This is a genomic window from Bacillus sp. AFS098217, assembly GCF_002551815.1.
In the GTDB taxonomy this organism is placed as follows: domain Bacteria; phylum Bacillota; class Bacilli; order Bacillales; family Bacillaceae_G; genus Bacillus_A.
The window spans coordinates 1-24,941 of sequence record NZ_NVPR01000046.1; the positions used below are offsets into that span (position 1 = coordinate 1).

Annotated in this window: 28 protein-coding genes and 1 pseudogene; 9 read left to right on the plus strand and 20 right to left on the minus strand. The window is 35.1% G+C overall.

Annotated features, from left to right (window positions below; genetic code table 11):
- Positions 1–61: 61 nt before the first annotated feature.
- Positions 62–265, minus strand: coding sequence for a hypothetical protein (locus tag COO03_RS13320; protein ID WP_097897639.1), 204 nt, complete (start codon positions 263–265; stop codon positions 62–64).
- Between the two features lie 260 nt (positions 266–525).
- Here COO03_RS13320 and COO03_RS13325 point away from each other — a divergent pair, with 260 nt between their 5' ends.
- Positions 526–729, plus strand: coding sequence for a CsbD family protein (locus COO03_RS13325; protein ID WP_097897640.1), 204 nt, complete (start codon positions 526–528; stop codon positions 727–729).
- 23 nt (positions 730–752) lie between these two features.
- On the opposite strand, the gene COO03_RS13330 is transcribed toward COO03_RS13325, so the two are convergent.
- From COO03_RS13330 to COO03_RS13340, 3 genes are read right to left on the minus strand one after another with little or no spacing between them, the layout of a single operon-like run.
- The gene (locus COO03_RS13330; protein WP_097897641.1) at positions 753–1,001 is read right to left on the minus strand and encodes a DUF2164 domain-containing protein; all 249 of its coding nucleotides are present in this window, start codon (positions 999–1,001) and stop codon (positions 753–755) included.
- Between the two features lie 15 nt (positions 1,002–1,016).
- A complete protein-coding gene (locus tag COO03_RS13335; RefSeq protein ID WP_097897642.1) occupies positions 1,017–1,475 on the minus strand; it encodes a peptidoglycan recognition protein family protein in 459 nt (152 codons plus the stop codon).
- A 14-nt stretch (positions 1,476–1,489) separates the two neighbouring features.
- The gene (locus COO03_RS13340; RefSeq protein ID WP_097897643.1) at positions 1,490–2,293 is read right to left on the minus strand and encodes a protein phosphatase 2C domain-containing protein; all 804 of its coding nucleotides are present in this window, start codon (positions 2,291–2,293) and stop codon (positions 1,490–1,492) included.
- A 147-nt stretch (positions 2,294–2,440) separates the two neighbouring features.
- On the opposite strand from COO03_RS13340, the gene COO03_RS13345 reads away from it, so the two are divergent.
- Positions 2,441–3,250, plus strand: coding sequence for a YitT family protein (locus tag COO03_RS13345; protein WP_097897644.1), 810 nt, complete (start codon positions 2,441–2,443; stop codon positions 3,248–3,250).
- Positions 3,251–3,280: 30 nt separating this feature from the next.
- Here COO03_RS13345 and COO03_RS13350 read toward each other — a convergent pair whose 3' ends face one another.
- Positions 3,281–3,649, minus strand: a complete 369-nt coding sequence (locus COO03_RS13350; protein WP_097897645.1) for a VOC family protein — start codon at positions 3,647–3,649, stop codon at positions 3,281–3,283.
- 279 nt (positions 3,650–3,928) lie between these two features.
- Between COO03_RS13350 and COO03_RS13355 the strand changes: the two genes are divergently transcribed.
- Positions 3,929–5,464, plus strand: coding sequence for a BA3702 family sensor histidine kinase (locus tag COO03_RS13355; protein WP_097897646.1), 1,536 nt, complete (start codon positions 3,929–3,931; stop codon positions 5,462–5,464).
- 191 nt (positions 5,465–5,655) lie between these two features.
- On the opposite strand, the gene hutG is transcribed toward COO03_RS13355, so the two are convergent.
- From hutG to hutP, 5 genes are all read right to left on the minus strand, one after another.
- Complete coding sequence (gene hutG, locus COO03_RS13360; RefSeq protein WP_097897647.1) at positions 5,656–6,612, minus strand: formimidoylglutamase; 957 nt, start codon at positions 6,610–6,612, stop codon at positions 5,656–5,658.
- On the minus strand, positions 6,591–7,862 hold the full coding sequence (hutI, locus tag COO03_RS13365; RefSeq protein ID WP_097897648.1) for an imidazolonepropionase: 1,272 nt from the start codon (positions 7,860–7,862) through the stop codon (positions 6,591–6,593). The genes hutG and hutI overlap by 22 nt, the downstream gene beginning before the upstream one ends.
- 12 nt (positions 7,863–7,874) lie before the next feature.
- Entirely contained in the window at positions 7,875–9,533 is a 1,659-nt protein-coding gene (gene hutU / locus COO03_RS13370) for a urocanate hydratase (protein WP_097897649.1), read from the minus strand.
- A gap of 22 nt (positions 9,534–9,555) precedes the next feature.
- Positions 9,556–11,073: a histidine ammonia-lyase gene (gene hutH, locus COO03_RS13375; RefSeq protein WP_097897650.1), complete on the minus strand. Its 1,518-nt coding sequence runs from the start codon at positions 11,071–11,073 to the stop codon at positions 9,556–9,558.
- Positions 11,074–11,175: 102 nt separating this feature from the next.
- Positions 11,176–11,616, minus strand: coding sequence for a hut operon transcriptional regulator HutP (gene hutP, locus COO03_RS13380; protein WP_000926516.1), 441 nt, complete (start codon positions 11,614–11,616; stop codon positions 11,176–11,178).
- 198 nt (positions 11,617–11,814) lie between these two features.
- On the opposite strand from hutP, the gene COO03_RS13385 reads away from it, so the two are divergent.
- Positions 11,815–12,771: a class I SAM-dependent methyltransferase gene (locus COO03_RS13385; protein WP_097897651.1), complete on the plus strand. Its 957-nt coding sequence runs from the start codon at positions 11,815–11,817 to the stop codon at positions 12,769–12,771.
- 467 nt (positions 12,772–13,238) lie between these two features.
- On the opposite strand, the gene COO03_RS13390 is transcribed toward COO03_RS13385, so the two are convergent.
- Complete coding sequence (locus COO03_RS13390) at positions 13,239–13,817, minus strand: DJ-1/PfpI family protein (protein ID WP_097897691.1); 579 nt, start codon at positions 13,815–13,817, stop codon at positions 13,239–13,241.
- Between the two features lie 266 nt (positions 13,818–14,083).
- Between COO03_RS13390 and COO03_RS13395 the strand changes: the two genes are divergently transcribed.
- The gene (locus COO03_RS13395; RefSeq protein WP_097897652.1) at positions 14,084–14,380 is read left to right on the plus strand and encodes a hypothetical protein; all 297 of its coding nucleotides are present in this window, start codon (positions 14,084–14,086) and stop codon (positions 14,378–14,380) included.
- 104 nt (positions 14,381–14,484) lie between these two features.
- On the plus strand, positions 14,485–14,916 hold the full coding sequence (locus COO03_RS13400; protein WP_097897653.1) for a DUF2621 domain-containing protein: 432 nt from the start codon (positions 14,485–14,487) through the stop codon (positions 14,914–14,916).
- 26 nt (positions 14,917–14,942) lie between these two features.
- Here COO03_RS13400 and COO03_RS13405 read toward each other — a convergent pair whose 3' ends face one another.
- Both COO03_RS13405 and COO03_RS13410 read right to left on the minus strand, forming a co-directional pair.
- Positions 14,943–15,449, minus strand: coding sequence for a CcdC family protein (locus COO03_RS13405; protein WP_097897654.1), 507 nt, complete (start codon positions 15,447–15,449; stop codon positions 14,943–14,945).
- 89 nt (positions 15,450–15,538) lie between these two features.
- Entirely contained in the window at positions 15,539–16,246 is a 708-nt protein-coding gene (locus COO03_RS13410; RefSeq protein WP_097897655.1) for a cytochrome c biogenesis CcdA family protein, read from the minus strand.
- A 547-nt stretch (positions 16,247–16,793) separates the two neighbouring features.
- Here COO03_RS13410 and COO03_RS13415 point away from each other — a divergent pair.
- Positions 16,794–17,702, plus strand: a complete 909-nt coding sequence (locus COO03_RS13415) for an EamA family transporter (protein WP_097897656.1) — start codon at positions 16,794–16,796, stop codon at positions 17,700–17,702.
- Positions 17,703–17,899: 197 nt separating this feature from the next.
- Here the strand turns inward: COO03_RS13415 and COO03_RS13420 are convergent, their stop codons facing one another.
- Both COO03_RS13420 and alsR read right to left on the minus strand, forming a co-directional pair.
- Positions 17,900–18,463, minus strand: coding sequence for an FtsX-like permease family protein (locus COO03_RS13420; RefSeq protein ID WP_097897657.1), 564 nt, complete (start codon positions 18,461–18,463; stop codon positions 17,900–17,902).
- A gap of 454 nt (positions 18,464–18,917) precedes the next feature.
- The gene (gene alsR, locus COO03_RS13430; RefSeq protein ID WP_097897659.1) at positions 18,918–19,820 is read right to left on the minus strand and encodes an acetoin biosynthesis transcriptional regulator AlsR; all 903 of its coding nucleotides are present in this window, start codon (positions 19,818–19,820) and stop codon (positions 18,918–18,920) included.
- Between the two features lie 119 nt (positions 19,821–19,939).
- On the opposite strand from alsR, the pseudogene COO03_RS13435 reads away from it, so the two are divergent.
- Positions 19,940–20,101 (plus strand): annotated as a pseudogene (locus COO03_RS13435) (LrgB family protein); the annotation flags it as partial.
- A 29-nt stretch (positions 20,102–20,130) separates the two neighbouring features.
- Here COO03_RS13435 and COO03_RS13440 read toward each other — a convergent pair.
- On the minus strand, positions 20,131–20,541 hold the full coding sequence (locus tag COO03_RS13440) for an NUDIX hydrolase (RefSeq protein WP_097897660.1): 411 nt from the start codon (positions 20,539–20,541) through the stop codon (positions 20,131–20,133).
- Between the two features lie 142 nt (positions 20,542–20,683).
- Here COO03_RS13440 and COO03_RS13445 point away from each other — a divergent pair, with 142 nt between their 5' ends.
- A complete protein-coding gene (locus tag COO03_RS13445; RefSeq protein ID WP_097897661.1) occupies positions 20,684–20,884 on the plus strand; it encodes a DUF3903 domain-containing protein in 201 nt (66 codons plus the stop codon).
- A gap of 308 nt (positions 20,885–21,192) precedes the next feature.
- Here COO03_RS13445 and COO03_RS13450 read toward each other — a convergent pair whose 3' ends face one another.
- The 4 genes from COO03_RS13450 to COO03_RS13465 all read right to left on the minus strand — a co-directional run bounded on the left by COO03_RS13450 (position 21,193) and on the right by COO03_RS13465 (position 24,695).
- Positions 21,193–21,780 (minus strand): DUF2238 domain-containing protein, encoded by a 588-nt coding sequence (locus tag COO03_RS13450; protein ID WP_097897662.1) that lies wholly within the window; start codon positions 21,778–21,780, stop codon positions 21,193–21,195.
- Between the two features lie 29 nt (positions 21,781–21,809).
- Positions 21,810–22,565, minus strand: coding sequence for a sulfite exporter TauE/SafE family protein (locus COO03_RS13455; RefSeq protein ID WP_097897663.1), 756 nt, complete (start codon positions 22,563–22,565; stop codon positions 21,810–21,812).
- 475 nt (positions 22,566–23,040) lie between these two features.
- Positions 23,041–23,616, minus strand: a complete 576-nt coding sequence (locus COO03_RS13460; RefSeq protein WP_097897664.1) for a hypothetical protein — start codon at positions 23,614–23,616, stop codon at positions 23,041–23,043.
- Positions 23,617–23,651: 35 nt separating this feature from the next.
- Positions 23,652–24,695: an NERD domain-containing protein gene (locus COO03_RS13465; RefSeq protein ID WP_097897665.1), complete on the minus strand. Its 1,044-nt coding sequence runs from the start codon at positions 24,693–24,695 to the stop codon at positions 23,652–23,654.
- Positions 24,696–24,941: the final 246 nt, after the last annotated feature.

Below are 24,941 nucleotides of genomic sequence, written 5' to 3' on the forward strand. Positions count from 1 at the left end.
TTAATTGATGTATATATAAGGTGATTCATATATAACCTTAGATACTTCTCTTTTCCTTCTATCATAATGGCTTCTGCTTAAACTTTTGATAGTTTCGCACTTTTAGCAGCAGTACACTTCCACAATCCGTACAAATATAGGCATCCACTGGAGAAGATGTAAACATCGTCTCTTTTTTTCTTATTTGCGCGTATCCGACAAACTCGCCTTCTCCAATATTGTTAGAGCCACAATAAGAGCATGTATGTACCTCTTTTTTTTGCATGAGAGCACCACCTTTGATCTGTTTCTACTCCCTTCGACAGTAATCTTCCATTTTCCTTCCATGAAAAAACCTAATTTCCAAAAGGAAAAAATGTTATAAAACTCGGATCAATACAAATGTATCCATTTTATGACAATTACCTTTCTATGCCATTAATCATTTGAATATCCTATTCATTCCCTATAAACTAACAATAGATACATCATTCAACTTGCACTATGAAGGATTAACCCCAATCAAACTACAAGGAGGAGAAATGTATGATAAAGCCTGAACATGGATTAAAAGAAAAAGTAGAAGGTGCTATTGATAAAGTAAAAGGTGAAGTAAAAGAAGTTGTCGGAAAGGTAACCGACAATAAAAAATTACAAGCTGAAGGCAAATGGGATAAAGTAAAAGGCACCGTGAAATATACTGTCGGTAATATAAAAGAGAAAGTACATGAACATAAAGAACGTAAATAAAAAGAGCCTATTTAAAGCTCTTTTTATTTACCATCCTGTTTTTCTAATACATATAAATCCTCTTCTATATTAGATAATTTATCTGTAATTAGCTTTCTTGCATCACCGATTGCCTGGTTATATGCATATGGTCCAAGTAATTTTATCATTTCTTCTATTAAACGTTCTGCTTGAAAACGCCCGATTGCTTCTAAGTCTTCTTCTTCAAAAAACTGCTGAATTTGTTCTACAAGCTCTTCTTTTTTTTCATTTGGTATTTTTACATTCATCATGAATCATCTTCTCCTCTATTTTTGAGATAATACTTTCCTTAACTCTATCATAGAAAAACGTGTTCCTGGGCAAGTTTTTGTAACACCTTTTAATTCACGATGACCAAGTATGCGTTCTTCACATATAGAAAATCGCTTCATAAAATCTCTACATAACGAATGTAAAGAATCGATTTGTGCTAAAGTCGGATCGTATTTATCAAAATTACCTGTCATACAAATCCCTATCGTTTCACTATTATATCCTTTTGCATGGGCTCCAATGTATAATCCTCTACCTTCAAACACTGTCCCATCTTCTTCAAGAAAATAATTATATCCAATACCACTCCATCCTCTTACCTTTTGATGAAACTCATGTGTTTTATACACATCCCATCCATCTTCAGCTGTGTGATGAATGATGAGTTTTGTTACATTTTGTAAAGGCTGCAATTCATCTTGAAACGTTAATTTTGCTTGTTTAATTTCCATTCCAAAACCTCCTTTTACAACTCAATCATAATTACCGTTTTATCATCTGGTCGAATCCGCTTTTTGTCTTCCAATGCTTCTATTATAGAAATATATTCCTTCACGCTATTTCTTCTTATATACTGTACAGTTTTCTCAAGTGACCAGTCCGAGTGAAATAATCCATCCGAACAAATAAAAATTCCTTTTACTTCAGCAAGCGGTAATTTCCCTTTTTGAATCCATGTAATTGCTTCCGGCATTCCATTGGCTACTGAATACCCACCTGGCATGTTTGCAAGATAGCGATTATATTTCAGCTGTTCTCGAATGTCATGAAAAATATGTTCTTCAGGTACAGATAAACCCTTTTTTCGATCTTCTTCACGTTTTCTTTTTGCTCGCGTACTTATTCCCTTCACTGTATCTTTTGTTAATACTTTCATCGTTTCATCATGCAATATAGCTACAATCATACAATCACCAAGCTGCGCATATTGAATGACTTCATCTTCTATAAGAACTGCCGCAACACATGTACACCATACATGATCTTTCTTTCTCGTATCAATCTTATACTTTATCATTTTTTCTTGTAACACTTTATTTGCAATTGCAATTTCATTTTGCAAGCTAGATTTTTCTTTTAAAGATGTAAAATGACTTGCAAATAAATTTGAAGCTAGGTAGGCTCCGTTATGCCCTTCTTCATCTTGAAACGGGATAAGTGGTGTTGCACCATCACATACCCCATAGATTTTTAATCCTTCATTACAAAAAAACGAATCCTCACATTCTTGTTTCAAAGGGCTTTTCTGTTGATATGTTTTAATTTCCATCTCTTTACACTCCTTTAATGAAGCTTAAAAAGTAATTCATTTTTCTGATTAGTCTAACTTTACAAAATAAACTATTTTCCCCTAAAACTTTTAATCTCATATATAATCTTGAAATAATATGATTTTTTAGTGAAGGACGGGAAAAAGATGGTCAGATTTCTTGGAGTTATTATTGGTTCTATTATTATTGCAATTGCCTTTAATCTTTTCCTTATCCCCCACAAGATTTTAAGTAGTGGAATCGGCGGAATTGCTATTATCTTAGGAATTGTAACCCCTGTAAATACGGGAATTATTAACTTTGTATTAAACGTACCTATTCTTATTTTAGGATACATAGGTCTTGGAAAAAAAGTAATTTTTAATACAATCGTCTCTGTAGTTGTATTATCAGTAGCATTATACTGGATTCCAGTACAAGTCGTTGCAACAGATCCACTTCTATCTTCTATATTTGGAGGCGTAATTGCCGGGGCAGGAGTTGGCCTTGTCTTTAATTGCCATGGTTCAACAGGTGGATTTGATATTATCGGCATGCTGTTATCTCGTAAAAAAGATATTAAACTTGGTGGTTTTCTCATTCTTTTAAATACAGTCGTTGTTGTCATTGCTGGATGTTTCTTCAACTGGGATGTGGCGTTAACGAGTTTACTTTCAATCTATGTAACAGGTAAAGTAATTGATGCTGTTCATACGAAACATCGCAAAGTTACACTTATGATTGTAACAAATCAAGCAGAAGAAATGAAAAAGAAACTCCTTTCCACTGTTGTACGTGGAATTACACTTCTTGAAGGTGAAGGTGCCTATTCAAGTGAAAAAAAGCGTGTACTTATGACTGTCGTTTCACATGAAGAGCTTGCAAGTATGAAGCAAACTATTTCTGAAATTGATCCTCAAGCATTTGTTAATATTACAGAAACTGTTGAGGTATTAGGATTGTTTAGAAGAGGGTAAAAAACTAGGTGGGAATCCACCTAGTTTTTTTTATTTATTTTCCATAAATTCTATTCTGTTTCCAAATGGATCTGAAACGTAAAATCTGATTACATCTGCACGTGCATGATCATCTATTACTTGAACCCCTTGCCCGGTCAATTTTTGTTTAAATTCATCAATCTGCTGTACATAAAAAGCCGGATGCGCTTTTTTGGCCGGAGAAAATGCTTGTTCAACCCCAATATGGATTTCTTGATTCCCACAACGGAACCAACAACCGCCACGCTTTCTTAATTCTTCTGGTTTCGGAATTTCTTCTAGACCAATCTGATTTCCATAAAATTCTCTTGCTTCTTCTTCACAACCTACTGGTGCAGCTACTTGTACATGATCAATTCCTTGAATGTAACCTGTCATATTCCTCTCCCCCTTTATATTTTCATTTTATTGTATATTGCTAAAAAAATAACTTATATGATTGTTATAAAACTCCATAAGATATGCTTAATAGCCATATGTATATGATTTGTTTTATTAATGAAGATGATGTTTTCATAAGAATCTATTTAAAAATATTGAAAATAAACACTATTCTGTAACTTTGTTTTTTATGGAAATATATGATGTTTTTCATATATGATATCTATTATAGGTTGTTGAATCTGTTTTAGATGCTAGTTGCACGGAGGAAAAGTTATGAGTCGGAAAAAGTTCTCATCCATTCAAAAAAGGCGTCAGGTGGCCAAGCCTCATCGTTTTAGAAGACAAAATTGTTCTTTAACAGAAAGGCATGTATCTCTTTTTGAACATAATCCTGATGGTATTATCTCTTTGAACATACAAGGAATCATATTGCACATCAATCCCTCTGCGGAAAAAATATTGGGATATGCTTCACATGAATTAGAAAGAAAGGTAATTACCTCTATTGTTGAAACACATATCTCTGATCAAGTGTTGCAATGTATAAAAAATACTACGTCTGATAATCAAAAAGAATATATACTTTCTATCTACCATAAAGAGGGACATAAAATAGATGTCGTCACAAAATTAGTCCCTATTTTTGTTCAAAATCGTATCACTGGTGTATATGCAATTATGAAGCCACTCGCAAAATCTGAAAGAATTGAAAAAATATTGCAAGAGAGTGAGAAACGTTTACGAACATTGATGAACTCAATGCCTGCTTTTGTCATATTTAAAGATCATGAAGGTCGCTGGCTTGAAGCAAACGATTATGCTCTTTCTTGTTTTGATTTTCATGATGTTCCTTATCACGGAAAAAAAGATAGTGAACTTATCCAATATAACGAGGCATATCGAGATGCATTTTTACATTGTGAAGAGATAGATGAACTCGCATGGAAAAAACGAAAAACGATTCACGGTGAAGAATTTGTTATACATAGAAGCACGTCTAATCTGATCTTGAATATTTCAAAAGTCCCACTTTTCCATTCTGACGGTTCAAGAAAAGGTCTCATTGTTATGGGAAGAGATGTTACTGAATTAAAAGAGACAGAAAAGTTATTACGAAAATCAGAAAAACTAGCTGTAGTGGGACAGTTAACAGCAGGGATTGCTCATGAAATAAGGAACCCATTAACTTCTTTAAAAGGATTTTTAACATTATTAAAACCTGAAATCAATGAACAAAACAAGTGGTATGTAGACGTGATGTTAAGTGAAATTTCACAAATGGAATCCATTACAAGTCAATTTATGGCAATGTCTAAACCGCAAGTTTTATCTATCCATTCTTGTCAAATCGAAACATTAATCGAAGAAGTTGTGACTTTCATTTTGCCTACTGCGATTATGCATAGTGTACATATAATTATGGATCATTCTTCTGCCATGCCCAAAATTCAATGTGATGGGAATCAATTAAAACAAGTCTTTATTAATATTTTAAAAAATGCAATTGAAGCAATGCCAGATGGCGGGAACATTTTTATTCAAACTCAAACATTAGAAGATGATTTCATTTTAATTCGCATTATCGATGAAGGGTGCGGTATTCCAAAAGATCGCATTTCCCGTTTAGGCGAACCTTTTTATAGTTTGAAAGAGAAAGGAACTGGTCTTGGTCTAATGATGTGTTACAAAATAATTGAAGAGCATCATGGCAAGCTAAAAGTTTCAAGTGAACTAAATAAGGGAACCACTGTAGAAGTTCGATTACCCATTTTTCCAGCGCAAAATAATAATGAAGTAGAAAAAGAGTAAATGGAAAACCATTTACTCTTTTTCTTATACGCTAACTTGCTTACTATATATACATCAATTAAAAAGCCGACATAACCCCCCTTTTTTAGGTGGGAGAGAGCATCTGGCCATGCATAGAAGCGGTTAGGGCCTTTTTCTGCCANNTTTATTCTGCATAGCAAGGATTTAGATGTCGAAAAATTAACATGGATTTATATAATCGTTTCTCTTGCTAGAAGAAAACTCATAATAACCTGAGCAGCTACCCGGCTCGTCATATCACGAAAATCTAGCGTTGGATCAATTTCTACAATGTCCATACCTTGAACAAGCGGTTCTTGACCAAGTACTGTAATCGCATCAAGTAAAGTTGTACTATCCATACCACCTGGGCCAATTGCTGGACAACCTGGTGCAAATGCTTGATCTAATACATCCATATCTACAGAAACATAAATAGCTGTAACGCCTTGTCTACGTAAAATCTCAATGCTTTCTGTAATGATATCTTTCATCGCTCTCTCTCGAACATGCTTCATTGTATATACCGTTACACCATGCTCTTTTGCATATTCATGATACGTTCGCGCGTTTGAAAAATTGCGTATACCAATTTGAACAAGCTGCTTTCCTGTAATCACATCATTCTCTAGTAAACTACGAAATGGCGTCCCATTAGACGGTCCTCCATCTTCTAAATTACGTAAATCATGATGTGCATCGAATTGGATAATGCCAACTTTTCCTTTACTACTTGCAAAACCACTTATACTAGGAAAACTAATAGAATGATCGCCACCAAGAACAATTGGTACCATTTGTGGATTTACTTTCGTCAAGTGACCGAGCGTCTTAACAATACGATTGTGACTTTCTTTTATGTCTGTCACATGCATCGTAATATCACCGCAATCATACAAAACGCTTTCTTTCATATCATGCTCTTCTGTAATTGCATATGTGCTATACGCATCTAGCATTGTCCGAATGGTTTTGGGTGCAAAACATGCGCCTGAATGACTAATAGACGGCTTTGAGAGCGGTGCACCAATTAATGCTGCACCAAAAATTTCTTCACTCTCATCCCAATTTTTAACCATTTCACTCCATTTCATTACTTCACGATCAATAAACTTTGCATTTTTCTTTAAATAGTGGCCTTGCTCCACGATTTGTCACCTCTTGTATATGCAATATTACCATTCTTCCATACTGTATTTACATGGCTTACTCCGTAATGATACGGTACATACGCATAATTATATGCATCCCATAAAACTAGATCTGCCTTACGTCCAACTCGAATTTTCCCAGCAACATCACCACGATTAATTGCATAAGCTGAGTTAACCGTTACAGCATTCCAAACTTCTTCTGGTGTCATTTTCAACTTCAACATTGCAATACTCATGATAAGCTGAATATTTTCAGTCGGGCAGCTACCTGGGTTAAAGTCTGTTGCTAAAGCAACCGCTACACCTTCGTCAATCATTTTACGTCCACGAGCAAAACTTTCTTTATTTAAGTAGAAAGTCGTTCCTGGGAGTAACGTTGCAACTGTATTAGAATTTGCAAGCATTTCAATTCCTTTATCAGATGCCCCAACTAAATGATCTGCTGATGCCGCACCAATTTCTGCCGCTGCTTCTGCACCACCAAGCGGGTCAATTTCATCCGCATGAATTTTCACGTCAAAACCAAGCTCTTTCGCCTTTAATAAGAATTCTTTTGATTCGTCTACAGAGAATACACCTGTTTCACAGAAAATATCAACGAACTCAGCTAATTGTTTTTCCTTCATCTCTGGTAATAAATCTAACATCCATTGTAAAAATTCTTTTGATCTTCCCTTATATTCTTTTGGAACAGCATGTGCTCCTAAGAATGTTGACACTAAGTCAATCGGATGCTCTTTTTGCAACTGCGCCGCCACTTCTAATTGCTTCCACTCTGTTTCATCATCTAATCCGTAGCCACTCTTTGCTTCCACTGTTGTCACGCCAAATGATAACATGCGATCCAAATGAAATTTCGCCTTCTGCACAAGTTCTTCTTTCGAAGCTTGCTTCGTCGCATTCACAGTCGAAAGAATACCGCCGCCTTGCTCTAAAATTTCTAAGTATGGAACTCCCTGTAATTTAAGAGCAATTTCATTTTCACGAGATCCACCAAATACAAGGTGTGTATGAGGATCAACTAGCCCAGGAGAAACCATTTTCCCTTCGCAATCAATGATTTCTTTTGCTTGTAAGCCTTGTGCTTCTTCAGCTGTTCCAACGAAATTAACAACTCCATTTTCAATACCTACTACTCCGTTTTCAATAACAGGAAGCGTGTTCATCGCTTCCCGTCTTAACAAGCCATCTTCTTGATCCATTGTTAGCAATTGACCGATATTTGTTAGTAAAGTGTCCAGCATGTTTCTTCCTCCTTATTTCATCATTGGAATATTAACGCCTTTTTCTTTCGCTGTTTCAACAGCTAAGTCATATCCTGCGTCAACGTGACGAACAACACCCATACCAGGATCAGAAGTTAATACGCGTTCAATACGTTTTGCCGCTGCTTCTGTTCCATCAGCAACGATAACCATTCCAGCGTGAAGTGAATATCCCATGCCAACTCCTCCGCCGTGATGTACAGATACCCAACTTGCACCGTTTACACTATTGATTAATGCATTTAAAATTGGCCAGTCTGCTACTGCATCACTACCATCTTTCATCGATTCTGTTTCACGGTTTGGTGAAGCTACTGATCCACAATCTAAATGGTCACGACCGATAACAATTGGTGCTGACAATTCACCACTTGCCACCATTTCATTAATGATACGACCAAATTTTGCACGCTCCCCGTAACCAAGCCAACAAATACGTGATGGCAAACCTTGGAATTCAACTTGCTGACGTGCCATACGAATCCAGTTACATAAATGCTCGTTATCCGCAAACTCACGTAAAATCACTTCATCAGTTTTATAAATATCTTCTGGATCACCTGAAAGAGCTACCCAGCGGAATGGCCCTTTTCCTTCACAGAATAATGGACGAATAAATGCTGGAACAAATCCTGGGAAATCAAATGCATTTTTTAATCCTTCATCGAAAGCAACTTGGCGAATATTATTACCATAATCAAATGTAATTGCACCTTTTGCCTGCATTGCAAGCATTGCTTCTACATGCTTTTTCATACTTTCTTTTGATAATTGTATGTAACGCTCTGGATCTTCTTTACGAAGTTTTGCTGCTTCTTCTAATGAGTACCCTGCTGGAATATAGCCGTTTAACGGATCGTGTGCAGACGTTTGATCTGTCACTAAGTCTGGTGTAATACCACGGTTTACTAGCTCCGGTAAAATTTCTGCAGCATTTCCTAATAATCCAATTGAGATTGGTTCTTTCTTTTCTTTGTATTCTTTCGCAACAGCTAGTGCCTCTTCTAAAGATTCTGTATACATATCGCAGTATCTTTTCTCAATACGACGGTCAATACTACGTTTATCAACATCAATCGCAATTACAACACCACCGTTCATCGTAACAGCAAGAGGTTGCGCTCCGCCCATACCACCTAAACCAGCAGTAAGTGTTAATGTACCTTTTAATGAACCACCAAAGTGTTGACGTGCTGCTTCTCCAAATGTTTCATATGTTCCTTGTAAAATCCCTTGTGTGCCGATATAAATCCAGCTACCTGCTGTCATTTGTCCATACATCATGAGGCCCTTTTTCTCAAGTTCACGGAAGTGATCCCAATTTGCCCACTTCGGTACTAAGTTTGAGTTTGCTAGAAGGACGCGCGGTGCATCTTCATGTGATTTAAAAATCGCAACAGGTTTTCCAGACTGAACGAGTAATGTCTCATCACTCTCCAATGTTTTTAACGAATCAACAATCGCATGATAGCTATCCCAGTTACGAGCTGCACGACCAATTCCGCCATATACAACTAATTCTTCTGGTTTTTCAGCTACTTCAGGATCTAAATTATTCATTAACATACGAAGTGCCGCTTCTTGAATCCAGCCCTTTGTTTGTAATTCTGTTCCTCTTGGCGCGCGAATTGTTTGTTTTACATTTTCCATTTCAATCTCTCCCTTTTCTTTTTTATAGTGCCGCATTTACATCCATTCGTTCCATTGTCCAGCGACTTATTTTTAACCAATGCGCAATATTTTCAATATCTGTTGAGAAAATACGATCGTTTGTAATGGAAGGCACGTGCTGACGACCTTGATGATAAAAAGCCCTCGTTACTGTACTCATTTCTTGGGTACCACGATATTCCGCCGCTTGCATTGCACAAATCATTTCAATTGCAAGAACACGTCTTACATTTTGAATAATTTGATGTGCATGACGCGAAGCAATTGTTCCCATGCTTACATGATCTTCTTGGTTAGCTGATGAAGGAATAGAATCCACGCTTGCTGGATGCGCTAACGTTTTATTTTCTGAAACGAGTGACGCTGCTGCATATTGCATAATCATTGCACCAGATTGAAGTCCTGGTTCTGGACTTAGAAATGGTGGTAAATCATTTAATTGCGGATTCACAAGACGCTCGATACGACGCTCAGAGATATTCGCAAGTTCCGCCATTCCAACCTTTAAAAAGTCCATTGCAAAAGCAATTGGTTGTCCGTGGAAGTTCCCACCAGAAATTACTTTTTCTCCACCATCAAAAATAAGCGGGTTATCTGTTGCTGCGTTCATTTCAATTTCTAATTTTTCTTTTACATAATTTAAAACTTGCCAGGAAGCACCATGCACCTGCGGGATGCAGCGAAGCGAGTATGCATCTTGTACGCGTTGTTCCCCTTGCTTTGTGACAAGCTTGCTATCATGGAGAATAGCTCGGATACGCTTAGCAACTTCTACTTGTTCTTTGTATCCACGAGCTTTATGAACATTTTCATCAAATGCATCAATAATGCCGCGTAACCCTTCAATTGTCATCGATGCAATTAATTCTGATTGATAAGCAATTGCTTCAGCTTCTATATAAGAAAGAATTCCTTGTGCTGTCATCGCTTGCGTACCATTGATTAATGCAAGACCTTCTTTCGCTTCTAATTCAATTGGTTCTAGCCCTTCTTCCGTAAGAGCTACCATCGCATGAACACGTTTCCCTTTATAAAACACTTCACCTTCTCCTAATAGAACGAGAGCAAGATGAGATAATGGAGCCAAATCACCACTCGCACCTAATGAACCTTGCTGCGGAATAACCGGGTGAATTTTCCGATTCACAAACTCTAATAGCATATTGACAACAAGAGGACGAACACCAGATATCCCTTTTAACATCGTATTAGCTCGTAAAATTAACATCCCGCGGGACACTTCTTCCGGGAAGGGATCACCTATCCCGCATGCATGTGATTGAATTAAATTATGTTGAAGTGCTTTTACATCATCTTTTTGAACAAATACATCACTAAACTTCCCAAAACCAGTTGTGATACCGTAAACAACCTTTCCATCTTCTACGATTTTTTCAACAGCTTCACGGCACTGTGCTACTTTTTTCATGCTGTTTGGGCAAGCTGTTACTCCTTCCCCTTCAAACAACAATCGTTTCATTTCTTCTACTGTCAATGAATGTCCTGTTAACGTAATCATTATTGTTCCTCCTTAAAAAAGCAAAAGGGGACCTTATCTTTTTAAGACAGACTTCTGTCCCAAAAAGCAAGGCCCCCTTCTAACTAATAGACTATGGGCAAATCATATGTGATTAATTCCTAAACCAATCGCCTCATGCTCAGATCCTTTTACAGGCGCACCTATCGTTCCATAAAGTGCAACAGCAACCCATTCGCCTTCTTTTTTGCCGTCGTATGGTGTACCGCGCACAATCGCAAACCGAAGACCTACTGTACGAAGAACGTCTGCTAACTGAATTTGACCTCTCGTTACTCCGTACAACGCTTCCATGATTGCATGATAAAGTGCATGCGTTTCTCTGTAAACGTCTGTTTCAATAACTTGGTTGCTCTTAGCCGCTGTTTCCATTGCTGCGACAACCTTTTGCGAATTCATAGAACCAACTTTTCCAGTACAATACTTCCAACCTTTTGGAATGGATAGTACGGGACTTTCATTCTCATCCGCAAGCGCCAACAACATGGCCATACGACCAATTCGATGTGTTCCTTGAAGAAGCATGCGACTCTCTCATTTCTTATAAATTATTTGAATATTACTTAATTTAAGAATATATGAAAACGTTTTAATCGTCAATAGTTTAAACGATTATTTGAATGAATTTTTTTAATACTCTGTTACTGTTGTGTACACAGTTTATTTACAGAAATTTTTAAAGCATGCTATAGTCTCACTAACAGCTGTAAGGGGGAACCAAAATTGGTTAAGAGAAAAGATATTCATTTTCGAATTGACGAAAGATTACTAGAAAGATTTGAAGCAGCACTTCATTATGAAGGTCTAAATAAAACAGATATTTTAACACATGCTATTCAGCAATTTTGTGTAAAGGTGGAATTAGAAAAGATGGATGATGTAAAAAGGCAATACGCTGTAAGTAACCATCTGCAAACACGGATCGATACTCATAAAAAATATGAGGAAAAACGAGTAGACTTAGATGAAGTTGTAATAGATTATCTACAATTACAAGGAACGGAAAAGATATTAGAAGTTGGATGTGCTAATGGAAAATTCCTTGCACTACTGCAAAAAAACGGTCATACGGGACATCTCACTGGTCTTGATCAATCTACAACTATGCTGCGAGAAGCTGCTATGAATACAGCAAAACAACATGTAAATATTGAATGGAAACTTGGAGACGCTACTAAACTTCCTTTCCCAGCTGATTCTTATGATTGGATAATCGCAAGACATATGCTGTATCACATGACGGATGTTGAAAAAACAATTCAAGGATTTCATAAAGTAATTTGTCCCGGAGGCAGATTCCTAGCCACAACAAATTCCCAGATCTCATTACCCCGTATGGATGAGATGTGTAACAAAATGTTAGCTGCATTCGATTTACCTGAAAAATCACCAACAGCTACTCCATTTTGTTTAGAGAATGGAAAACAACTATTACAATCTGTTTTTCAAACTGTAGAAGAAACAAGCATTCATAATTCACTTGTATTCCATAACGCGACGCCTATTGTCAATTATATCGCTAGTATGTTCCCATCATTAAACATACCTGATGATATTCACCTTCATTTAGAAATGAAGGAATGGCTTACAATCGAAATAGAAAATGAATTATCTCTTCATGGGGGAGTATGGCGTGACCCAAAAACACTTGCTATTTATCGTTGTACAAAATCAGCATAAATTCATCTTATAATATAATCTCTAAAATCCACATATTTAAATCTAATTGAAGCAACCTTTCCTATTTAATACATAACAAAGATTGCAATACTTTCGCGGCACGTATACTGTAGGCAACGCCATCCCCTTATATTCCATTTTTATATTCAGATAAAATAAGGCAACCTTACTTTCAATAGCAGGGTTGCCTTATTAGTGAGGATAAATCATCTTAAGTTACATTATCAAAAGTTTCAAATACTCTTTACCAGCCTGTACCATGTTCAGAGTATTGAATGATTTCAGTTTGAGATGTAATCTCTTGTTTAGCCTGTTGTGTATCTTTAGATACATTCATATTTAGTACCACAAGAATTGCTAAAAAACTCACCCTGTATAATTTGAAATAGCACCAAATAACGAAACATGATCACTTCAATATAAAAAGCTAGCATTTTGCTAGCTTTTTATCCTCTTCACATGCATTGTCAACCTTCAACTGTTTGCCCCAAAAGCTTTTCCATCATGATATTCTTATTTCCTCGATAGAAATTAACACGATGCTCGTTTATCACATCAAAATACTCTCCTATCGCAAGTCCGAATTCTACAAATGCATGTCCTTGTGCCGTTATGATATTTTTATAGCTTACAACATTCTTATAGATGAAATTTTCTATCGGAAAACAATCTAATTTACGATAATCCATTGTGACTGTATAAGGGACATCTTTTAGTAAATCAGCTGCCGCTAACACAAACGGTCCAGCACAAATTGCCGCAACTAATTTTTCTTTCTTATAGAATTGACGTACGATAGAAAATAACTGTTCAGAATCCTTAATATGTATAACATCCCCGCCAGGAATTATGATTGCTTCATAATCTTCCACACGAACTTCAGTTAATTCTAAATGTGGTTGCACCTGTAATCCTGTTTCAGCTGTAATCATGTCTTTTGTTAATCCTACTGTTTCAATTTTGTAATCACCCTTCAACAAAGCTGTGGTCACGGTAATCTCAAATTCAGCAAATGTCGGATATATAAATAAAAGTATTTTCTTCATATTCTTTTCTCCCATCCCTTTTTCAACAAAATACTCCTCACCTCCACAGTAAACAGAATTTTACAAACAATCAACAAAATACTTCTCGCCTTGTTTCCTATTCCTATCTAACTTATAATAAACATAGAGACGATTACGGACGCATTTTATGTAAGCTTGGGTTTCCAAGCTTACATTATTTTTTGCTTTCCCTTTCCTTATAAAAGGAGTATACTAAAGTAGAACGTATGTTCTTAACAATTACATACAGTAAGGAGATAGAACAAATGGTATACGACACAAAAGTAATTTCTTGGAATGAAGCTTTAAAACAATTACAACGTCGCTACACAAATCAACCAGTAAATCGAAAACAGTTTGAAGATGTTGAACTCATGGAATTCTTCCGCGATAATGACTACATTTCCCTTCCTACACATATTAGCGGCTTATCAACAAAGCGTTTTACTTCTTACTCTATTTTCACAACTGAAGATAAAGATCGTAAAGTTGGCACACTTATCATTGAATATTTAGAAGATGATACTGATGTATTACGTATCGAACAATTATACTTCGTTTAATTCATAACGCTTGGTCAAAATGGCCAAGCGTTCTTGCTTTCTATCAATCTCACTGCTTATAATACTAGTAAGGGAAAACTGCTATCGTAAAGGGGGGTATACTGTTGCTTGAAGGATGGTTTAGTTGGTTTATTATTTCTTGGACTGTTATTTTACTAAGTCTTATGTCTATTGGTGGATATTTCATGTTCCGAAAATTCTTAAAACGATTACCAAAAGAAGACGGCATGTCCATTTTAGATTGGGAAGAGCATTACATTAATCAAACACGGCATTTATGGGATGACAATCAGAAACAATTATTAGAGGAACTAGTAAGCCCAGTACCTGAACTATTCCGTGATGTTGCAAAATCAAAAATTGCAGGGAAAATTGGAGAGCTTGCGTTAGAAGAAAAAGCCACAAAAATAACTGAAGATTTAATTATTAAAGGATATATTGTAGCAACGCCAAAGCGTGATCATAAGTTTTTAATTAAAAAATTACAGGAAAAACAAATTGATTATTCTCCGTATCAATCACTTTTAGCTAAATAAAAAAACCTCAAGAATCTTGAGGTTTTTTACGTTAACTTCATATCTTTCTCATTATAAAATTCATCTTCTTTTTCCATTTCCTTTTGCAATTTTGTAAAGGAACGATACATTGCAATTCTCCATGATACAATCATTGCAAAAGCAAGTAAGAAGAACATACCGCTCAGCTGCCCTAAATCAACTGATTGACTTAAATATGTTTTAAAGACAATACGCACTACAAGTAAACCAATTAAAATAAAGACGAATGCTTTTGAACGCTTTAAATAAATTTCTTGTCCACGTATTTCAAATTTAGATGTTTTAATAAGAAAAATCGAGAAAAATAACCCAACACCAATTGCTTCTAACATTTCAACTGGAGTTAATCGAAATTCAGGAAAAATATACATCATTGCCCCCGTACTCATAAAAAGCGGCGGGAGAATAATTTTTTTCAATGTTGCTGGTTTCTTTGCTGCTTTTAAACGGATAAACATCACACCAACAGCCATACAAACCGCAACAATACTTGATAAGACCGCTACGCTCATACTTTCTCATCCTTTTTGTGGAAATATAAAAAATACAGTTTCATTATAAGCTTTCTTATTATTATTTCCAACATTTCCATGAAATAGTACTAAAAACCAGTGAAACCACCAAATAAACTTGAGACATACACAATGATTTTTGTCATCCAGTTAAAGTATAGCAAAATACCCATGACAATCATAATGTATCCCCCTACTTTTACAAACATTCCACTATTGCGCTTAATCCAAGACATTTTCGTAATAAAGAATGAAAGTATAAAAAATGGGATAGCAAATCCAAGTATGTAAGCAATCATATATAGCATTGCAGATTCTGGATTCGTGGTAGCTAATCCAATTACAGCTACTAGAATTGGTCCTGTACACGGTGTCCAGCCAGCTGCAAATGCCAAACCAATTAAAGTAGAGCCAATATAGCCACTCGGACGACTTTTAAATGTAAACTTACGATCTTGCATTAAGAACTTCGGCTGAAAGACCCCTACGATTACAAGGCCAAACACAATAATAAATAGTGCCCCTAACTGCCTAATTAAATCTTTGTAATCTTGGAAGAATGACCCAATAAAGCTTGTTCCAAACCCAATCGCAATAAATACAATGGAAAATCCCAGCAAGAAAAATGCCGTATGTATCATACTTCTCTTACGAAGCATTGCATTTTCTTCTTTTAATTCAGAAACCGACATTCCGGTTATGTAAGACAAAAACGCTGGATACAGCGGTAAACAACAAGGGGAAATAAATGATAAAAATCCGGCCCCAAACGCTAAAAAAATATTAAGATCTTGCATAGTTTCACTCCTCTCCTCTTCAATATTGTAGCAAAAACGACCAAAAATGCTATGAACAATTGATGAATTCACAGTTTACAACGTGCCAATAAGAAAAAATCCTATTATCACTACTTACAACCATCTTTCTCTAAAACGTTTTCACTTTCCTTCTATTATAAATACATTCCATTCATCATTCACATAAAATGAAACTTTAATCCGTTGGGGTTTTCTTCATCCTCCACTGATTATTAGCCCTTACCAATCGGGATAACAAAGCTTTTCCATTTCACAAACTACTCGCATGTGATTATTCAGTATTCGATACATATCTCGCAAAAAAATATTTTTTTCAAATGATAGCTTTATACAAGATAATCCTTATTTTACAATACTTCTACAATTTTAAATTTCAATATTATGCATAAATATCATACTTTTATTATTATTCTATAAAATGTCGCACTTTTCTTTTATTTGACCCTTCATTTTTAATTTTGTATACTTCCATCTAGTTGTATATGTCCGTTTGGGAACAATTTAATATAGATGGGAGGAATTTTTCATGCTTCGTTATTCTCTTTTAGTTTTATTAGGAGCATGTAGCTATGGGATCTTAGCTATTTTTGTTAAACTTGCATACGCAGAAGGTTTTTCACTTGGGGAAGTCATTGGGAGTCAATATTTGTTCGGCTGGTTTATTTTACTTGGTATTACGCTTTTATTTTCCAGACATCGTGTTCCACTTAAACAAATGCTTATTTTATTTGTCGCTGGAACGTCTGCAAGTTTGACTGGGATTTTTTATTATGCTTCATTAAAAACGGTACCAGCTTCCATTGGCATAATCCTTTTATTCCAGTTCGTTTGGGTTGGTATTATCATTGAAGCTGTTGCAACAAAAACATTGCCATCAAGAGAAAAAGTCATTTCTGTTATCTTTTTAGTTGCTGGTACATTCTTATCGAGCGGATTATTAGAAAAATCAACAGGTGATTTCGATACAATGGGAATCATATTAGGTTTATTATCTGCTGTTACTTTTGCTACCTATATTTTTATCAGTGGTAAAGTTGCTGTTGAAGTACCATCATTACCACGAGGAGTTCTTTTAATGGCTGGTGCTTTAACTTTAGTAATGATCGTATTCCCGCCAACATTTATTTTTAATGGTGCCATTTCTCAAGGCCTTTGGAAATATGGCTTAGGATTAGGAACATTCAGTATCGTTATTCCGACAATTGCCTTTACAATCGGAATTCCTAAAATCGGTTCTGGTTTAGCAACTATTCTTGGAGCAGCTGAGCTTCCTGTTACAACAATCATGTCTGTATTCGTTTTAAAAGAGGCGGTACTCTCTTCTCAATGGCTTGGTGTAGCACTTATCTTGGTTGGTATTGCAATTCCGCAAATTGCATATACAATGCGTGGACGATATCGTAAACACCATACACATAAAAAGGTTGCTGCCTAGGAAAAGAGGATTCTCAGTTAGGAATCCTCTTTTCTATTCCACATTATTTTTTACACGATTCGCTTTGCTAATCGATCAACTTTTACTATGGATTGCTCATTTGTCATTCTATACAACCTTTCTCCTTAACTCTTTTTAATTTTTTCACTACATCATGATTATTTACACGTGTAAAACCGAGGAAAAGGTATGATGATTCATGCTTTTTCCTCGGCTTTATATACACTTTCTTTTTTTAGATCGTATACAAATTGATAACATTGCCACATTGATAATACAATTAAAATCATAATAAGCAGTGTCGTTACCAATAATGCATATATCGTAATCAGCGTCCCACTTACCCCACGAATTCCTAATACTTTCATAAAAATAGCAATAAATAGCCTCAAAAATAACATGCCATGAATCAACCCGAAAAATAGAGCTCCCCCAAAAATCAATAACTGTTCCTGACATAACAAACATACAATCTGTCTTTTTTTCATATTAATGGCTTCATATGATTGAAATTCTTGTCTTCTTGTTTTTAAGAAACCTTTTATCATTTGATATGTAACGAAGCCACACACAAAAAACAACAGAATAGATACATAATAAAATAACGGTACATGTTGTAGTTTCTTTATTATCACCTCATTTGATTGAATAGATATAATAAAGAAAGATAACATTGTACTCATTGCAATCCATATGAATTGCTTTAATCTTTGGGCAGCAAAATTTTGTATATTGTTTCTTGCTAACCGAAATATAGACATAATTGATTCCCCTACCTTACTTCATAACGTACTACATACTATACTACTAGTGTATAAAAATATGACATTTTTAACATCGAACTACAATCGGAATCTTTCCTAGGTCTTAAGTCCTAGGAATAAGACGGTATTGATATATAAATACAAATTGAAAAACCAACCCCCCGCCTTTCTTTTAGGTGGGCGAGAGCATCTGGCCATGCATAGAGAAACGGTCAAGGCCTTCCCTTGCCACATGCAAGGATCAAAACAAAGGAAGAAAGTGATTGCGGGTCATGTTTTGTTCTACATAACAGCAACTTATATGCTGAAAAATAAAAATGAATTTATATAAAGAAAGGGAATTCTTATATAATATCTAATAGGTTAGAAGTTATGAAATAAAAAAAGCGGAAATGCATTATAATAGCATCTCCGCCTTTTTCTTCTACAACTCAAAAGTTGATTTCATTATTCATTTGTCACTTTCCACTTCTATTCGCTTTTTCTCTCTTGCAATTTTTAAAAACTCTAATAGCTCAGGATTACTATTTGCTTTCCGATATGCAACTGACATCTCTGCCACAAAATTAGAATCATATATAGCCTTATATACAACTTCTGTTTTATATAACTTATTGGCCGAAACCGGAATTACTGTTATTCCAATCCCCGCTGCTACAAGCCCCATTACAGTTTGGTATTCCGTCGCTTCTTGTACGATACGTGGACTAAATCCTGCCCCGCGGCATAGCGATAATATTGTGTCATATAACGCAGGCCATACTGGTCTAGTTATAGATACAAATGGTTCATCTTGCAAATCCTCAATGTGAATTTCCTTTTTCTCTGCAAGTGGATGCGCTTTCGGTAAACATAACGTACAAGAAAGCTTTTGAATCGGTTCTACTTCTAATAATTGCGTCGAAATAGGCGGGCGTAAAAAACCAATATCAATTCGATTATCATGAAGTGCATGAACTTGATCTGGTGTAGACAATTCATGCAGTGCAACGGATACCCTCGGAAATTTCTTTCGATATTCCCTAACAATGGACGGTAAAATATCATATATAGCCGCCCCAACAAATCCAATTGAAAGCGAGCCAACTTCCCCTCTTTGTGCACTTTGTGCAACTTCTACTGCTTTTTCAATTTGATCAAACGCTTTTTTCACTTCTTTTAAGAACATTTCTCCTGCTTCAGTCAGTTCAACCTTTCGCTTCGTTCTTGAAAATAACATAACTCCCATTTCTTTTTCTAATTGCTGAATTTGTTGACTAAGTGGCGGTTGTGTCATTTGTAAACGAGCAGCTGCTCGTCCAAAATGTAGTTCTTCTGCCACAACAACAAAGTATTGCAAATGCCGTAATTCCATTTTGGACACCCTTTTCCATTAATATATATAATAAATTAATAACATATAATTTATATATTAGACAACTTTTTTGAAAGAACGTATAGTAGAAATTGTTAATTCTTTTTTACAATTTCTATGTAAAAAAAGGAATTATGTTAGGTACTAGCGCCAATGGAATTGGTACATCAAAAGCATTTGAAATCGGTCCTGTTGAAAGTACAATCGCAAGCTTATCTATGCTTTTAACAGCTGGAGCAAGTTTAGTCATTGTACCACTCTTCTTACCTTGGTTACAGTGAAAAAGCAAGTGTTTTTGCCACTTGCTTTTTCATTTCAACTCCATATTTACATATTGGCATAACAACTCATAATCTTCTGGAAAAGCTAAAGAAATTTCTCTTAATTCATAAATACCCTTCCAATCAATCTTATGAATTAATCCATCTGGATCTTGAATATTCATATTACCGCCCATTTGTTTCACAAGATAATAATGTACATAAACAGGGATCCCATATGTTACACCCTTTTTTTCATATATTTTATTTATAACTTCTACATGATAGCCCGTTTCTTCCCAAACTTCACGAACACAACACTCTTCAAGTGTTTCGTCTTCTTCCTGTCCTCCGCTTGGTACAGACCACCTTTTCGGTTCGTCTTTTTTTCCTTGTAATACCATCAAAACTTCATTTTTTTCATTCACGCATATAGCTGCTGCTCCAATCCATCTTTTCATTTCTCTCTCCTCCCATATCTAATATTCTTTCTTCTTTTATTCTTTCCCTTGAAAATAGAGGAAAAAGCTAAAATCGTAACGAAAGATTATATCAACTTCAAAGACAGCCCATACCTAGAAATTCGAACGGAAGGATGAAAATATGATTTCTAAATATGTTGTGGAGTGTGTCTTTTGTGAAGAAAATCGAAAGCCTCGGCAAGCAATTGTCACCGTTCCTGCTACTTCTCATGCACTTGCTATTCAAAAAGTAAGAACTGAATGTAAGCGTCGTTTTGGAAAAACATTGCTATTACAAACAAAAATTACGGAAGAACTATTTTTACACAAAAAAGAAAGCTGACCATGGTTTGGTCAGCTTTCTTTTTCCGATCATATTTTCACATGAAGATTAGGGGCATCCTCTTTAAGGATCGGGATTTTACCATTATGTACGTTCCATAATGGGCATCGAACAATATATTTCTATACAATTAAATATTGAATAGAATAGGGCAAAATTTGTTCGCATTTTTAGAAAAGGGATAGGGATATAATACTAGTAATACGTCGAATACTCGAACGTTACACTCATTATATTATAGCAAATCCTTTTATATGAGAAATATGAATTACTTACATAATTCATACGTAAAACATATTAATAGATTTCTATATATTTTTCTTATTCCGAAAAACCATTATCGCTAGAATCGCTCCAAATAACGCAAATGTCATATCCCATTGTGTATCCCAAACATCTCCTTGCGTTCCAAGAAATGCTTCTGCACCTGTTCCCGTTAGTTTTGCAACCGCAAACTCCAACAACTCATATAGTGCACTAAATGCTAAACAAACTGATATTACAAGTAATTCTAACCATCCTTTTTTCTGAACCCCAACTACCTTTACAAGTACTTCCCTTACTAATAAAGCTGGAACAAACCCCTGCATAAAATGTCCAACACGATCGTAGTAATTTCTTTCTAACTCAAACGTATCACGAAGCCAATTGAATAGTGGTACCTCTGCATATGTATAATGCCCTCCGATAAGCAATATCAACATATGAATCCAAGTCCATACATATGTAACTGTTGAAAATTCAAATCGATAATATGTAATCATTAATATAAATACTAAAATAACTGCTGGGGCTACCTCTAAACACCATGTAAAAAAATCTTTCGGGTAGATTCCTGATATGAATAATGCAATCCAAAAACTTACACATAACAATTTATGAAGATGCACGGTCACATCACTTTCCTCCTCAATATTTCTTCACCTTATTCCATTAATAGCATACATCCAGCTAAAATAGGCGTCATCATCATCGAAACTTTCAATATAATACGAGGTGCATAATTTGTAAACTTCGCTCCTATATACGCTCCTAGCATCGTTCCCATTAAAACTTGTACTAATAATACATAATCTAAATATCCTTCGGAGCTATATCCAAACCCACCCCCAACGGCGATTGGTAGAATAATAAGCATTGTAGTTCCGACTGACTGTTGAATCGTTAAACCTAACAACACCATTAGTCCTAGTTGAATAAAAGGCGCTGATCCTATCCCAAATGCACCTGCTAATCCTCCAGTTACTAGCCCTAGCAAAATACATTTCCCTAATACAACGATAGATAACGGTTCTCCTATGTCCATAGACGACTTCTTTTGATTTTGAAAAAAAAGTAATCGAATAAACATAAATATTGCAGATAAAAACAACATACTAGCCGTAAACCAATGAAGAAGATGTGCTGGAATCACCGCACCAAATTTAGAACCAATATATGATCCAACCGCTCCAAATACCCCAACAATACTGCCAATTTTCAATGTAACATTCCCTTCTTTATAATGACTCACCACTCCGGAAAGGGTTGTAAATGCCATTGCGGTTAGCGATGTTGCAAGAGCTACATGAATCGGAACTTGAAATACGAGAGTCAGTACTCCAATAATAAATCCAGCACCTCCTGCCCCAACAAAACCTAATAAAATACCCATTAAAAACATTGTTATAATAATAGCCACTTTCTTTCCCTCCAGTAGCTCTATTCTAATATATTTCTTTTTTTACGCAAATAAAAAAACATCCGTACAGGATGCTTTCATTACTTCGCTTCACGTGAAAACTTTGTATATACGCCAATACCAGCAAGCAGTACTCCCAATCCTGCAAACATAGTACCTAAGCCTAAAAAAAATGAACCAAGTGTTTGTAAATCTTCCATATGTATCTCTCCTCTAACATTATAATCTGTATATTCAACAAATTAATTATACATCATTTTCCATTTCTGTTCCATTTATTTTTCAACATTACTATTGCACCTATAAAACTTGCAGTACCTAATTTGTACAAACTCAAAATTGGTAGAAATTAAATTTTTATATTTTTTATTTAAAGCAGTATCACAACTGTATTGTATTCTCTAATAAACTCCCAAAAACAAAAAACAGAAGACCATCAATTATATATGTCTTCTGTTCTTTATTTCATACTATTTTAGTCTTTTTGTATTGTATACTCTATCACCTTATCATCATGATCAAATTGAAGAACAAGACACTCACTATCTATAGAAATGAAGCCTCTTTCATTTCCAAGGTAGTATAAAGTTTGAGTCGTTTCCTCAAGACGTCTCGTTTCAGTCGGATTCCCTAATAACTGTATCATTTCTTCCTTAGACTTTCTTACTAGTTTATGTTTCGCTAGAAGATCATCCACCATATATACTCGTTTCTGTTCATTTTTTAACCATCTATCTGTATGAAACTTCGAATTATACTCATTTACACCTAGTTGTACGATACAAAAACTAAATAATACTGCTCCAAAAATTGTAATTCCTTTAAATCTTTTCTTATATTTTCTCTTATTATCACCTACAGAAAAATATAAAATTATCCACTGCATAACGAGTAAAAGAATAAACGGAAGCGATACCGCTAAAACACTCACTATATTATAAAACGAATGAATCATATCAATGATGAATATGAAAGCAAGATATACGAACAAATATAAAAAAATATAAACATATAATGTTCCCCACAATAAAAAATCTCTATATTTCCCCAATAAAAAACCACCTTTATCACATCATATTGTTTCTTTTACACCTCCACATCTTCCATACGTTCGACCATTTCTTTTATTTCTTGTAATTCTTGTACTGTATATAACACTTTTTCTTTTAACATTCCATTTCTGAAATAAGTAACAAGTTGTTCTCTATCCTTCAACTTCGGTAGTGTATCATTAGAAATGTCGATGATTTCATGTCCGCTTCCATTTATCTCATTTCCAAAATATACAATTGGCTTCACTTCTTCTTTTAAAACTTTCGGATTCATCTCTTTCAAATACTCATATAAAATTATTGAAAGGTGTTTTGCTTTATAAGCAGGGTTCCCTTCATTTACTACCTTCAAAGTCCCTGAATCTCCCTCTGTCGTAAAAACAAATGTTTCTTCTTTATCATATTCATGTTGATGTTTACCAATCTCATCAATCATAAATGAATATACCCCTGCGTTTTCTTTCGTTAACCCATGTATCATCCTTCCTTGCCATTCTGTTGTCTCAATTACATATATTCCAGTTGTCAATAACAACAAATGATCAATCCGACGATTTTCCATCTTACTTCTATTTCGACTCGATACTTTAGGTAAAAATACATTTGGAATAATATATAGCTCATTTTCTGTGAGGATTCCTTGTTGAACAAAGCCTCGTTTCATATCATGTAACATTTCATGCGTGTTCATTTCTTCTACATTTCTAGAATACGCTTTTAAATCTGTAATTAGATTTTGCAACCTATGTATCTCATGACTATGTTTTTGTTGCATTTCACTGCGTTCTTTACTGTGTTGTACAACTAGTTGGTTCTTCATCATTCGCATATTTTCAACTTCTCTAGCTGTACTCACTTTTAAATCATTATATTTTTTCTTCTCTACGCTTTTTAGTGTTTCTTGCTGCTGTTCATAATTTGCAACCGTAGCCGCAATCTCACCTTGATGGTTTTCTATTGCTTGTGTCTTTTCAAATGCTACTTGTTGATTCTCTGATTCTAACTGTTTATTCTTATAAAACAGTACAAATACTCCCGCTAATAGTGCTAGGATCACACATATAAGTACATATTCCATTTTCCTGCTCCTTTATTCAATACTTCATTATTTCTTACATATCAAAAACGTATCTCTTCTATTATACTATGCTATTTATCAACTACATGTAAAAATTAAATAGTGTTATCACTTTTTCATATTTCTTGCATTACGTATACTTTCACAAATTAATTTGATGAATTCATTCGTGCTGTAACACATACAAAGTCAGTTCTTTCATGGAATTAGCTTTTGTATTGGTTGTAGAAATAATATTTCTTACAA

Coding starts and splice junctions, on each gene's coding strand:
- COO03_RS13330 (WP_097897641.1), bottom strand. CDS start 1,001: ATGATGAATGTAAAAATACCAAATGAAAAAAAAGAAGAGCTTGTAGAA.
- COO03_RS13325 (WP_097897640.1), top strand. CDS start 526: ATGATAAAGCCTGAACATGGATTAAAAGAAAAAGTAGAAGGTGCTATT.
- COO03_RS13345 (WP_097897644.1), top strand. CDS start 2,441: ATGGTCAGATTTCTTGGAGTTATTATTGGTTCTATTATTATTGCAATT.
- COO03_RS13320 (WP_097897639.1), bottom strand. CDS start 265: ATGCAAAAAAAAGAGGTACATACATGCTCTTATTGTGGCTCTAACAAT.
- COO03_RS13440 (WP_097897660.1), bottom strand. CDS start 20,541: ATGAAAAGATGGATTGGAGCAGCAGCTATATGCGTGAATGAAAAAAAT.
- COO03_RS13340 (WP_097897643.1), bottom strand. CDS start 2,293: ATGGAAATTAAAACATATCAACAGAAAAGCCCTTTGAAACAAGAATGT.
- COO03_RS13465 (WP_097897665.1), bottom strand. CDS start 24,695: ATGGAATATGTACTTATATGTGTGATCCTAGCACTATTAGCGGGAGTA.
- hutP (WP_000926516.1), bottom strand. CDS start 11,616: ATGCTTCTTCAAGGAACACATCGAATTGGTCGTATGGCCATGTTGTTG.
- COO03_RS13395 (WP_097897652.1), top strand. CDS start 14,084: ATGGTATACGACACAAAAGTAATTTCTTGGAATGAAGCTTTAAAACAA.
- COO03_RS13405 (WP_097897654.1), bottom strand. CDS start 15,449: ATGAGCGTAGCGGTCTTATCAAGTATTGTTGCGGTTTGTATGGCTGTT.
- COO03_RS13415 (WP_097897656.1), top strand. CDS start 16,794: ATGCTTCGTTATTCTCTTTTAGTTTTATTAGGAGCATGTAGCTATGGG.
- hutU (WP_097897649.1), bottom strand. CDS start 9,533: ATGGAAAATGTAAAACAAACAATTCGCGCGCCAAGAGGAACAGAATTA.
- COO03_RS13410 (WP_097897655.1), bottom strand. CDS start 16,246: ATGCAAGATCTTAATATTTTTTTAGCGTTTGGGGCCGGATTTTTATCA.
- COO03_RS13355 (WP_097897646.1), top strand. CDS start 3,929: ATGAGTCGGAAAAAGTTCTCATCCATTCAAAAAAGGCGTCAGGTGGCC.
- COO03_RS13350 (WP_097897645.1), bottom strand. CDS start 3,649: ATGACAGGTTACATTCAAGGAATTGATCATGTACAAGTAGCTGCACCA.
- COO03_RS13390 (WP_097897691.1), bottom strand. CDS start 13,817: ATGAAGAAAATACTTTTATTTATATATCCGACATTTGCTGAATTTGAG.
- COO03_RS13420 (WP_097897657.1), bottom strand. CDS start 18,463: ATGTCTATATTTCGGTTAGCAAGAAACAATATACAAAATTTTGCTGCC.
- COO03_RS13445 (WP_097897661.1), top strand. CDS start 20,684: ATGATTTCTAAATATGTTGTGGAGTGTGTCTTTTGTGAAGAAAATCGA.
- alsR (WP_097897659.1), bottom strand. CDS start 19,820: ATGGAATTACGGCATTTGCAATACTTTGTTGTTGTGGCAGAAGAACTA.
- COO03_RS13335 (WP_097897642.1), bottom strand. CDS start 1,475: ATGGAAATTAAACAAGCAAAATTAACGTTTCAAGATGAATTGCAGCCT.
- hutI (WP_097897648.1), bottom strand. CDS start 7,862: ATGCTGGACACTTTACTAACAAATATCGGTCAATTGCTAACAATGGAT.
- hutH (WP_097897650.1), bottom strand. CDS start 11,073: ATGATTACGTTAACAGGACATTCATTGACAGTAGAAGAAATGAAACGA.